This is a genomic window from Photorhabdus cinerea, assembly GCF_011189575.1.
GTDB classification, from domain to species: Bacteria; Pseudomonadota; Gammaproteobacteria; order Enterobacterales; family Enterobacteriaceae; genus Photorhabdus; species Photorhabdus cinerea.
In genome coordinates, this window is record NZ_PUJW01000004.1 from 84,369 (window position 1) to 97,120 (window position 12,752).

Genomic DNA, 12,752 nt, shown 5'->3' on the forward strand with positions numbered 1-12,752 from the left:
TAGGGGGAGGTGCTTATGCTCAACCAAGAGCTTGAACTTAGTCTTAATATTGCTTTTGCTAAAGCGCGGGATAACAGACATGAGTTTATGACCGTGGAGCACCTGTTGCTGGCGTTGTTAAGCAATTCATCAGCGCGTGAAGCATTGGAAGCTTGCAAGGTCGATCTGGTTCAATTGCGCCAGGAACTGGAGAATTTCATTTCACAAACCACACCATTATTGCCTGAAAATGATGAACGGGAGACTCAGCCAACATTGAGTTTTCAGCGTGTTCTTCAACGTGCGGTATTTCATGTTCAGTCTTCTGGGCGTTCCGAAGTGTCCGGTGCCAATGTACTTGTGGCTATTTTCAGCGAGCAGGAGTCTCAGGCGGCTTATTTGCTGCGTAAACATGATGTAAGTCGCTTGGATGTGGTTAATTTCATTTCTCATGGGGCTCAGAAAGAAGACACTGAATCGGATCATCAAGGAACAGGTGCGCAGGCTGCGGAAGAACCGCCGGCAGGTGAAGATCGTCTGGAGAATTTTACCGCTAATCTTAATCAACTCGCTCAGAAAGGGCAGATTGATCCATTGATTGGTCGCCAGGACGAGTTAGAGAGAACGATTCAGGTATTGTGCCGTCGCCGGAAAAATAACCCATTGTTGGTGGGTGAATCGGGGGTTGGTAAGACAGCTATTGCTGAAGGGTTAGCATGGCGGATTGTGCAAAAAGATGTGCCGGAAGTGATGGCGGATTGTACGATTTATTCACTGGATATAGGTTCATTGCTGGCAGGGACTAAATATCGTGGTGATTTTGAGAAGCGCTTCAAATCTCTGTTAAAAACCCTTGAGCAGGATAGAAAAAGTATTCTATTCATAGATGAAATCCATACCATTATTGGTGCGGGTGCGGCGTCAGGGGGGCAAGTAGATGCGGCCAATCTGATTAAGCCACTGTTATCCAGCGGTCGAATCAGGGTGATTGGTTCCACGACCTATCATGAGTTCAGTAATATTTTTGAAAAAGATCGGGCGCTGGCTCGTCGTTTTCAGAAGATTGATATTGTGGAGCCTTCACCAGAAGAGACAGTACAGATTATTAAAGGGTTGCGGACCAAATATGAGGCGCACCATGATGTGCGTTATACCACGAAAGCTATTCGTGCTGCGGTTGATTTGTCAGTGAAATACATTACTGACCGTCACTTACCGGATAAAGCCATAGATGTTATTGATGAGGCAGGAGCGCGTACTCGTTTGGTGCCGGTCAGCCGTCGTAAGAAAACGATCAATGTGTCGGATATTGAATCTGTTGTCGCGCGTATTGCTCGTATTCCTGAGAAAACCGTTTCTGCCAGTGATAAGGATGTTCTGAAGACGCTGGATGATCGGTTGAAAATGTTGGTGTTTGGTCAGGACACCGCGATTGCGGCATTGACTGAAGCCATTAAAATGAGTCGTGCAGGATTAGGGCAGGATAATAAACCAGTAGGTTCTTTTCTACTTGCAGGCCCGACAGGTGTTGGTAAAACAGAGGTCACCGTCCAACTTGCCAGGGTGCTGAATATTAAATTATTGCGCTTTGATATGTCGGAATATATGGAGCGTCATACCGTAAGCCGTCTGATTGGTGCACCACCGGGATATGTTGGTTTTGATCAGGGCGGATTATTGACAGATGCTGTGATTAAACATCCTCATTCAGTATTGTTGCTCGATGAGATTGAAAAAGCGCATCCCGATGTATTCAATCTGTTATTACAGGTCATGGATAACGGTACCCTGACCGATAACAACGGCCGTAAAGCGGATTTCCGCAATGTTATTTTAGTCATGACAACGAACGCTGGTGTACGTGAAACTCAGCGCACATCCATTGGATTTAAGCAGCAGGATAACAGTTCTGATGCAATGGAAGAGATCAAGAAGGTATTTACGCCAGAATTCCGTAACCGCCTTGATGGCATCATCTGGTTTAATACGCTTTCTATTGAGGTTATTCAGCAGGTAGTAGATAAATTTATTGTTGCACTGCAAGCACAATTGGATGAAAAAGGCGTTTCACTGGAGGTCAGTGCAGATGCCCGTCAATGGTTGTGTGATAAAGGATATGATAAAGCGATGGGAGCTCGTCCAATGGCTCGGGTTATTCAGGATAGTTTGAAGAAACCGCTGGCAAATGAATTGCTGTTTGGCTCATTAGTGCACGGCGGTTCGGTTAGTATTGGTCTGGATAAGGCAAAACGAGTGCTGACTTATGATTTCAGTAATGCTTATAAGCAGAAACCAGAAGATGTAGTGCACTGATATAGGATTGCACCACAGGCAAATATAAAACTGCTATTGCCTGTGGTGTAATACCTAAAAACGGTAATGAATCAGCGGCTACGGAAGACGATACGGCCTTTGCTCAGGTCATATGGGGTCAGCTCAACTGTAACCTTGTCGCCTGTCAGGATGCGGATGTAATTTTTACGCATTTTACCTGAAATGTGAGCAGTGACTACGTGCCCGTTTTCTAATTCAACGCGGAACATAGTGTTTGGTAGCGTGTCTAGCACTGTACCTTGCATTTCAATATTGTCTTCTTTGGCCATCTAATCCTCTAAGTTTAACAACCATCGTTTTTAACGGGCAAGATAATGCCGAAAAACCCTCATTATGTAAAGGAATGTTGTATTTTAAACCGCTATTTTGCAAACGGTTCACCACGATATTCCCGCCATAATCAACATAAGTGGCTAAAATATTGATTATAAATCCAGCACTTGTTGCAACCAGCAGCCTGGTTTTAATGGTCGATTTCTAAATTGATAAAGATACTGAATGAAATTTTCCCTAGAGATTTCTTTCGCTCCCAATGACGCGGTGTGATGATTCAGAACCTGGCAATCAATTAGTTCACCATCGTGTCGCAGGAAATGGTGATAGAAAGCAATAAGCGCGCATTTGGATGCATTCTCCATTTTGCTGAACATAGACTCACCGCAAAATAGTGTACCAACGCTGACACCGTACAGGCCACCAACAAGTCGCTCACCGTGCCAGACTTCTACTGAATGTGCCTGTCCTGTCTGATGTAATGCCTGATAACCTTGCCTAACATCCCTGCCTATCCAGGTTCCTTCCTGCCGTTGCGCGCAGGAGTAGATCACCTGCTCAAAAGCATGATTTACCGTAATACGGTATGGGTGATTTCGCAGAAACCGACGTAATGTCCGGCCAGTATGTAATTCTCCCGGAATGATTACCGCACGTGGATCAGGAGACCACCAAAGCGGCACTTCACTTGGTAAAAACCAAGGGAAAATTCCTTCATGGTAAGCCGCATTCAATCGTCCAGCAGATAAATCTCCGCCTACTGCTAGCAGGCCATTGGGTTCCGTCAATGCCTCTTTCGGCAGAGGAAAATCATATGAATGATCCAGTTGAATTATTGGCATTGTGTGTTACAGCTCCGACTCAGAACCAATACGATATTGTCGCTGATAAAACTGATAATAGTGGCCTTGTTGAGCCAATAACTCATCATGCTGTCCTTGTTCAACAATTGCGCCTCCGTCCATAACGTAAATACGGTTCATATGGTTAAGCCCGTACAGACGGTGAGTAACAATAATCAATGTCTTATGCTGACAGTGTTGGTGCAGCAGGGACAGAATTTGCTGTTCAGTGTCTGCATCAAGCCCTTCAGTGGGTTCATCTAATAGCATCAGTGGTGCTGAGTGCAATAACGCTCTGGCAATTCCCAGACGGCGTTGTTCACCGCCTGATAACTGACGACCGCCTTCGCCCATCCAGCAGTTCAGCCCTTCATCTGTTTCCAGCAAATTGCTTAAACCTACCTGTTTCAGCACAGTTTCCAATTCATTATCGGTTGCATTGGGTTTTGCCAGTAATAAATTTTCACGTAAAGTATGGCTGAATACATGAACGCGTTGTGAAACGACTGACATCATACTGCGCAGAGTGGGTTCGTCATAAATAGAAACAGGATGCTGGTTCAGACAGATAGTACCTGCATCACTATTCCATGCGCGTGTTAGTAACTGTAACAAAGTCGATTTACCACAACCTGTCTTTCCTAACAGAGCGATGTGCTCTCCTGCTTGCAAGGAGAGAGAAATGTTTTTCAAGACCGGTAATGCCTGACCGGGATAAGTGAAACTAAGATTCTCAATGTCAATACTGACCTGCTCTGAGCTTTTTGGCCCTGATGAGGGGAAAATGATTTCCGGTTGTTGTTGCATCAATTGGGAAACGCGGGTTGCCGAGGTAATAACTTGTCCCAGATGCTGGAATGCGGCAGTGACAGGACCCAGGGCTTCAAAAGCTGCAAGAGAGCAGAAAACAAACAACGCAATCAATGCTCCTGGCTGGTGGTTATCACCGACACTATTAGCTGCCATCCATAGGATCAACGTGACAGTCATCCCGGTAGCAAAAATCATGATTGCTTGTGACAAGCCTGTTAGATTAGCTTGCTGTTGCTGACGCTTTAACCAACGGGACTCAATATCCGCCATCGACTTGCGGAAGCGGTCAAGAGCACCGAATACCATTAATTCGGCTTGTCCCTGTAATGCCGCAGTGAGTTGAGTACGGTACTGACCACGCAGAATAGTTAAATCGCGGCCAATGGGTTTACCTGCGTTATAGAATACAAAGGGTAACAGGAGCAGCAGAGCCAGCATAATACCGCCGAGAGTATAAGCCAGCGTGAGATCCAGAAAACCAAGGCCGAAAGTCAGTATGATGATAATGACAAAGGCGGCAAATATCGGTGAAATGACCCGTAAATAGAGATGATCCAGTGTTTCAACATCAGCAACCAACCGATTTAGTAATTCACCTTGGCGAAAACGGGCAATGCCTCCCGGAGAAAGGGGTAAAATTTTCTGAAATGCAAATACTCGCAAATGAGCCAGTACACGGAATGTTGCATCATGGCTGACCAACCGTTCAGCATAACGCCCGGCAGTACGCAGAATGGCAGAGCCACGGACACCCGCAGCCGGTAGCATATAGTTGAATGTATAGATTCCGGTAAAACCTGCCAATGCTGTGCCTGCAAGGAACCAACCAGAGAGCGTCAGCAAGCCTATGCTGGCGAGTATAGTCACCGTAGCTAATACCATTCCCAGACTGATAAGAAACCAATGGCGGCGATAGAGCGCCAGAAATGGAAGCAATACCTGCATAATTAAAGCTCCTTATTCCGATGGGATAACAGACGGGTGAATACTTCCCCTGATTGACTTAGCGTCTGGTAATCTCCTTGTTCAATGATTAATCCCTTTTCCATGACCCAGATCTGATCATATTCCAGCGTTTCTTCCAGTTGGTGAGTCACTAATAGAGTTGTCTGATGATGAGATGCTTGATTCAGTGTTTCCATCACCCGTTGCTCACTACGAGCATCCAGACTAGCGGCAGGCTCATCCAGTAATAATAACTGGCAAGGTTTTAATAAGGCACGGGCGACAGCGATACGCTGAGCCTGACCAACGGACAACCGTGCTGCATTATCACCGATAATGGTATTCAGCCCATTAGGAAAATCATTAACAAATTCGGTGACATATGCCCGTTCCATAACCTGATCGATTTGTTGTTGATTAGCATCAGGCTGGTTAAGCCGAATATTATCAAGCAAAGTCTGTTCAGGTAGATGTGGGTTTTGCCCAACCCAACTCAGTTGATCTCGCCATTTTTGTGGCTCTAATTCTCGCAGTTCGGTGCCATTGATTTGGACTGAGCCACGATAGGGTAAAAACCCTAACAATAAATTCAAGAGGGAGCTTTTGCCCGCACCGCTTTGGCCAACTAATGCAACTCGTTGATTTTTCTCTATAGTAAAATTTAACGGGCCGGCGAGCAGACTGCCATTATGAGCCAGAATTTCCAGATTATTAGCGATTATCGTCACTGAATTTTGGGTGGTTAGCGTTTTACCGCCACCGGAGGGGGCTTGCTCACCATCACTGCTTAACAACGTCACTAATGATTCGGCTGCTCCAATGGCTTGTGCTTTAGCGTGATAATAAGTACCAAGATCACGTAGTGGCTGGAAAAACTCTGGCGCGAGGATCAACACTAAAAAACCCGCAAATAGAGTGATTCCCATACCGTAACTGCCAAAATTAAGTTCACCAAGATAGGAAAAACCAAAATAGACAGCGACGACGGCAATGGAAATAGCCGTGAAGAATTCCAGCACAGCGGAAGAGAGAAACGCCATCCGCAGAACTTCCATTGTTCTGCGGCGGAAGTTATCAGTGGATTCGCTGATCTGTTGTATTTCTGCTTTACCACGATAAAACAGGCGCAGTGTTTCCAATCCGCGCAGACGATCAAGGAAATTACCACTCAACCGCCCTAAAGCAACAAAATTGCGTCGGTTAGCATCCGCTGCACCTAAACCCACCAATGCCATAAACAGAGGAATAAGTGGGGCGGTCGCGAACAAAATCAGCCCGGCAGCCCAATTAATCGGAAATAAGGTAATCAGGATAAGAATAGGGATCATCACGGCAAGATACATCTGAGGCAGATAGCGGGAGTAATAATCTTGCATATCTTCAATCTGCTCAAGAATAATGGTTGCCCAGCTACCTGCTGGTTTGCCTTTAACCCATACCGGGCCAAGTTGTTCAAGCTTATCTAATACCATAGCGCGGATTTTCTGGCGCACGATTTTGCCACAAATAAAACCAATTCGTTCCCGGATAGCACTGATTATTGCCCGTAGAGCAAAAGTCGCTGCCAACATCAGAAATTTATCTGTGATGTGTTCGCGGGGAATATTATCCATGATTAAAGCTTGCAGGATTGAGGCCAGTAACCAAGCTTGGGTGATGATCAACAATCCACTGATTAAGCCAAATAGCATGGACAGGCGGAGCCAGCGCTGGGCTGGAGCACTTTGCTGCTTTAGCCAGCGAATCAATTCATACTGTCTTGTTTTATCCATAGGAAAAACTTCTGATTTAGCGGGTGATGATAACGATGTACTAAAGAGGCTGGACTGGTGTCAGCACCCTGCCGATATGTTACATGTTAAAAGGCGCTACCGAAATAGCACCTTGAAAGAAAAAGAATTTATTTAGATTTAGTTGCCAGCTCATCCAGGAAACGTTCTGCATCAAGGGCAGCCATACAACCCGTACCGGCAGATGTAATTGCCTGACGATAGGTGTGGTCCATCACATCACCGGCGGCAAATACACCGGGAATTGAGGTTTGAGTGGCGTTACCCTGTAAACCAGATTGCACTTGAATGTAACCATTATCCAGTTCTAATTGGCCTTCAAAGATAGCTGTGTTGGGAGTATGCCCGATAGCAATGAATGTACCGGTAACGGCTAATTCTTCTGTTGTGTCGCTTTTGGTATCGCGCAGGCGAACACCGGTAACACCCATATCATCACCAAGAACTTCATCCAGAGTACGATCGGTGTGCAAGACGATATTGCCGTTTTTTACTTTATCCATCAGACGGCTAATCAAGATCTTTTCTGAGCGGAATGTATCCCGGCGATGAATTAGATGAACTTCTGATGCAATATTAGCCAGGTATAAGGCTTCTTCTACAGCGGTATTACCGCCGCCGACAACGGCAACTTTCTGGTTACGATAAAAGAAACCATCGCAGGTTGCGCAGGCTGAAATACCGCGGCCTTTAAATGCGTCTTCAGAAGGCAGACCAAGATAACGTGCAGAAGCACCTGTTGCGATAATCAATGCGTCACAGGTATATTCTTGTTCATCACCATAAAGGCGGAAAGGTCGGTTTTGCAAATCAACTTTTTGAATATGGTCAAAAATGATTTCGGTCTGGAATTTTTCGGCATGCTGGTGCATACGTTCCATTAACCCAGGGCCGGTCAGACCTTCAGGATCACCTGGCCAGTTCTCGACTTCAGTGGTGGTAGTCAACTGGCCGCCTTTTTCTATTCCGGTAATAAGAGCTGGATTTAAGTTTGCCCGGGCAGCATAAACCGCGGCCGTATAACCGGCCGGGCCGGAGCCAAGAATAATGAGTTTGTGGTGGGCGGTGCTCATGAATACCTCATTTCCATTTATCACATCATATATCGGGCGATTGTAGGAGAAATAGGAGGGTAAAAAAAGCTAAAATACTCATGTTACTAACGATTTTACCGATAGATATTAACTAATAATGATTTTAACCTGAGAAAAGTGTTCTTTTAATGCGGTTTGAATTTGATTTGCTTCTTTTTAATCAATGGTAGGCTATTGAAACGATTAACTGAAAATTTGTTCCACAGGTTGTTCTGATTTTTGTTCATTTACTTTGACAATCGGCTGTGCATTTGCGAAAACATCACTGTAAGAGATAATTATCCACTTCGCTAAATTCGTTTCTATAAAAATCGACAAATTGACATGCGGATAATCCTCGGTATAGCACTAAAAAAATGGCCTGTGAGCTACATGACTGTGATAGGGCGGGCTTTAATTTAGGACATCTTTTCCAACTCAAACTCAAGAGAGATAGGGGAAAATGTTATGGGTGTAGGAAAATAAAGAGAGATCATTAAGATGATAGATAATAAAAAGCGTCCGGGAAAAGATCTTGATCGTATAGATCGTAATATACTCAATGAGTTGCAGAAAGATGGTAGAATTTCTAACGTAGAACTGTCTAAACGGGTAGGGTTGTCACCAACACCTTGTTTGGAGCGTGTACGTCGCTTGGAACGTCAGGGATTTATTACTGGCTACACCGCGTTGCTAAATCCTCATTATTTGGATGCATCATTGTTGGTATTTGTTGAAATTACCTTGAACCGTGGTGCTCCAGATGTTTTTGAACAATTCAATGCTGCTGTGCAGAAATTGGAAGAGATTCAGGAGTGTCATTTAGTTTCCGGTGATTTCGATTACTTATTGAAAACCCGTGTACCGGACATGTCAGCGTATCGTAAGTTACTGGGCGAAACTTTGCTACGTCTGCCAGGTGTTAATGACACCCGCACATATGTTGTGATGGAAGAAGTGAAGCAGAGTAACCGTTTGGTCATTAAGACTCGCTGAGATCTTGCCAAAAATGTACAGATGCAAAACTGGAAGAACTTAGGTACACTCCTGTTTATGCATACAGTTTCAACGCTGAGCTATCTCGGCGTTGTTCCGTTAAATCAACAGGAAACCTGGAGAGCCTTTCTTGAGCCAGGAATATACAGAAGATAAAAATATTAAGTTGAAGAGACTGAGTAGTGGGCGCAGGTTGTTAGAAGCTGTGCTGCTTGTCATTGTTATCCTTGTGGCTTATCTGATGGTCGCACTTATCAGTTTTAACCCTTCTGATCCCAGTTGGTCTCAGACTGCATGGCATGAGCCGGTTCATAATTTGGGGGGAGGTGTTGGTGCATGGCTGGCTGATACTCTGTTTTCTGCATTTGGTATTTTGTCTTACACCATTCCTCCATTGATGATATTGGGTTGTTGGACTGCTTTCATACAACATGATGACCGAGAATATGTCGATTTCTTTGTGCTTGCTCTGCGTGTAATTGGGGCATTGGCAATCGTTCTGACTTCATGTGGATTAGCGGCATTGAATGTTGATGATCTTCATTATTTTGCCTCTGGTGGCATTATTGGCAGCCTGTTTAGTAGTGCTATGTTGCCTTGGTTTAATGAGCTGGGCGCGACACTGGTATTACTGTGTATTTGGGCAATTGGATTTACGCTATTTACCGGCTGGTCGTGGTTGACTATTGCGGAAAAAACCGGGGCTGTTATTCTGGGGACAATAGGATTTGTGACCAACCGTAGCCGTAATGAACAAGAATATACGTCATCATATAGTGAAACCGCTATTGAGCAGGACAGCTCTGTTTATGGCAAAACAGAACCAGAATTTAAAGTGGCTGATATCGATCATGATGATGTGTTGTTTACTGCACCTTCAGCCACGGAATTAGCAAAAGCTGAATTAAATGAACCGGAATCAGAGAAAGCGGAAATTGAACAAAAGCCGCAACTTGATATTCCAGCCGTTAATATGGCTGACATTGATGCTGAACCTAAAATTCAGGTCAATGCATCCGATATTGCTGTAGAGTCCCGGTCATTAACAGAAGAATATGAAAAAAATGATGACGAACCGATTCGTTACATATTTGAAATTCCTTTTGAGCATAATTTTCAACCCGCATCTGAACGGGCTGTTGACGTGGTTCCGACATTTGAGCCGGTTGAAAACAAGCAAAACCATATTGAAAACAGACAAAGCAGTAGTGACACATTCACTTTTATGTCGGAAACCGAGCCAAAAGAGGTTGCAGTAGCGGCGACATCGGCAGCGGTTATTACAGGCAATTCTCAGGTTAAGCAGGGGATCGGGCCAGAGTTGCCTCGTCCTAATCCTGTCCGTATTCCAACCCGTCGTGAACTATATGGCATCAAAGTGCCTTCACAGCGTCTTGCAGAGCAGCAACAGCGTGAAGAAGAGACCAGACAGCAGGTAGATGAATGGGATAATGCTGAGTCTGATAAGCAGCAAGAAGAGTTATTGCGTCAACAGTTTCTTGAACAGCAGAGCGAACGTTATCGCATGCCTGCGGGTACAGAGGAAGATGTTCCAATTGAATCTCAAATAATGCTGAACCCGTTTGAACCAAAAAATCAGCCTTCAGTGGAAGAGAAGGTTCAGACAGAAATTGTTAAACGGGCAGTTGAGCCGCAGCAGCGTGAGCGTTATCAGGAACAGAACTATCAGGGGGAAAAAGAGAACGCTGTTCTGGAAAGTTTGTCTAACTTTGATAATTTCTCACCAATTGAAGATTTAGTGAAAAAAGAGTCGGCAGAGCCGTTATTTATGTCTTCTGTTCAATCAGAGCCAGAAAATAAATCCGAACTATCCACAGAAATTACTTTTATGCCAGCGCCAGAGCACACTGTTGTGCAGCAACCGCAGCAACCGCAGCAACCGCAGCAACCGCAGCAACCGCAGCAACCGCAGCAACCGCAGCAACCGCAGCAACCGCAGCAACCGCAGCAACCGCAGCAGGATAGCTTGTTCCATCCATTTTTGATCCGTAATGATCAGCCGTTGCCAAAGCCAACGACGCCAATGCCTTCACTCGATCTATTAGCCAGCCCTTTGGCAGAAGAGGAGCCGGTTGATATGTTTGCCCTTGAGCAAACGGCTCGTTTAATTGAAGTGCGTCTGAGTGACTATCGGGTTAAAGCTGATGTGGTGGGTTTCTCGCCAGGCCCAGTGATCACTCGGTTTGAATTGGATCTGGCTCCGGGTGTTAAAGCATCACGTATTTCCAACTTATCAAGAGATCTTGCGCGTTCTTTATCTGCGGTAGCGGTACGTATTGTTGAAGTAATTCCGGGTAAACCTTATGTTGGTTTAGAATTGCCGAATAAAAAACGCCAGACAGTCTATTTGCGTGAAGTATTAGATTGCGAAAAATTCCGTGACAACCCATCACCACTGACAATTGTATTAGGTAAAGATATTGGTGGTCAGCCGGTTGTAGCTGATTTAGGTAAAATGCCGCATTTGCTGGTGGCGGGTACAACCGGTTCGGGTAAATCTGTTGGTGTCAACGCCATGATCCTCAGTATCCTCTATAAAGCAAAACCGGAAGATGTTCGCTTTATCATGATTGACCCGAAAATGCTGGAATTGTCAGTTTATGAAGGTATTCCACATCTGTTGACTGAAGTTGTTACCGACATGAAAGATGCAGCTAATGCACTACGCTGGTGTGTTGGTGAGATGGAACGCCGTTATAAACTGATGTCTGCATTAGGTGTACGTAACTTGGCAGGTTATAACGAAAAGGTTAAACAAGCTGAAGAGATGGGACGTCCAATTCCAGATCCATTCTGGAAACCGGGTGACAGTATGGATGCCACTCATCCTGTGCTAAAAAAAGAGCCGTATATCGTTGTCATGGTAGATGAATTTGCTGACTTGATGATGACGGTTGGCAAAAAAGTGGAAGAGCTAATTGCACGCTTGGCGCAGAAAGCGCGTGCTGCCGGTATTCATTTAGTGCTGGCAACACAACGCCCATCTGTCGATATTATTACCGGTCTGATTAAAGCAAATATACCAACCCGTATCGCCTTTACGGTATCCAGCAAAATTGATTCTCGCACGATCCTTGATCAGGGGGGGGCTGAATCTCTGTTGGGCATGGGAGACATGCTTTATCTGGCGCCAAACTCTTCTATTCCGGTGCGTGTTCACGGTGCATTTGTACGGGATCAAGAAGTTCATGAAGTGGTAAATGATTGGAAAGCCCGTGGCCGTCCAGAATATATTGATAACATTCTTAGTGGCGGTGATGATGCTGAAGGTAGTCTGGGTTTGGATAGCGGTGAAGAGTTAGATGCACTGTTCGATCAGGCGGTTGAATTCGTTATTGAAAAACGGCGGGTTTCTATTTCTGGTGTACAGCGTCAGTTCCGTATTGGTTATAACCGTGCTGCGCGGATTGTCGAACAGATGGAGGCACAGCAGATTGTCAGTGCTCCTGGCCATAATGGCAATCGCGAAGTATTGGCACCGCCGCCGCATGAGCGCTGATAGTTAATTTTGAATGTATACCTAATAGATTTCAAGATGCATCGCGACGGCAAAGGAGCGAATCCCCGGGAGCATAGATAACTATGTGACCGGGGTGAGTGAGTGCAGCCAACAAAGAGGCAACTTGAAAGATAACAGGTATAGAAAGCTCCGATAATAAATACACCGGGTAATAATGCTGAGTAAA

The 12,752-nt window shown here is 45.1% G+C and carries 8 protein-coding genes; 3 read left to right on the forward strand and 5 right to left on the reverse strand.

The genetic code is table 11. The features are described from left to right. Window positions 1-15 precede the first annotated feature (15 nt). Window positions 16-2,292 carry an ATP-dependent Clp protease ATP-binding subunit ClpA gene (gene clpA / locus C5469_RS05100; protein ID WP_166303237.1) on the forward strand — a complete coding sequence of 759 codons (2,277 nt, stop codon included), beginning with the start codon at window positions 16-18 and terminating at the stop codon, window positions 2,290-2,292. 71 nt (window positions 2,293-2,363) lie between these two features. On the opposite strand, the gene infA is transcribed toward clpA, so the two are convergent. The 5 genes from infA to trxB form a co-directional block, all read right to left on the reverse strand. After that, the gene (infA, locus tag C5469_RS05105) at window positions 2,364-2,582 is read right to left on the reverse strand and encodes a translation initiation factor IF-1 (protein ID WP_002211347.1); all 219 of its coding nucleotides are present in this window, start codon (window positions 2,580-2,582) and stop codon (window positions 2,364-2,366) included. A 156-nt stretch (window positions 2,583-2,738) separates the two neighbouring features. After that, the gene (aat, locus tag C5469_RS05110) at window positions 2,739-3,428 is read right to left on the reverse strand and encodes a leucyl/phenylalanyl-tRNA--protein transferase (RefSeq protein WP_166303240.1); all 690 of its coding nucleotides are present in this window, start codon (window positions 3,426-3,428) and stop codon (window positions 2,739-2,741) included. Between the two features lie 6 nt (window positions 3,429-3,434). Then, window positions 3,435-5,186 carry a heme ABC transporter ATP-binding protein/permease CydC gene (gene cydC, locus C5469_RS05115; protein WP_166303243.1) on the reverse strand — a complete coding sequence of 584 codons (1,752 nt, stop codon included), beginning with the start codon at window positions 5,184-5,186 and terminating at the stop codon, window positions 3,435-3,437. 2 nt (window positions 5,187-5,188) lie between these two features. After that, entirely contained in the window at window positions 5,189-6,958 is a 1,770-nt protein-coding gene (gene cydD, locus C5469_RS05120; RefSeq protein ID WP_166303248.1) for a heme ABC transporter permease/ATP-binding protein CydD, read from the reverse strand. A 128-nt stretch (window positions 6,959-7,086) separates the two neighbouring features. Next, entirely contained in the window at window positions 7,087-8,049 is a 963-nt protein-coding gene (trxB, locus tag C5469_RS05125; protein ID WP_166303251.1) for a thioredoxin-disulfide reductase, read from the reverse strand. Between the two features lie 501 nt (window positions 8,050-8,550). On the opposite strand from trxB, the gene lrp reads away from it, so the two are divergent. Then, on the forward strand, window positions 8,551-9,045 hold the full coding sequence (gene lrp / locus C5469_RS05130; RefSeq protein ID WP_011145896.1) for a leucine-responsive transcriptional regulator Lrp: 495 nt from the start codon (window positions 8,551-8,553) through the stop codon (window positions 9,043-9,045). A gap of 130 nt (window positions 9,046-9,175) precedes the next feature. Beyond that, a complete protein-coding gene (locus C5469_RS05135) occupies window positions 9,176-12,565 on the forward strand; it encodes a DNA translocase FtsK 4TM domain-containing protein (protein ID WP_166303254.1) in 3,390 nt (1,129 codons plus the stop codon). Window positions 12,566-12,752: the final 187 nt, after the last annotated feature.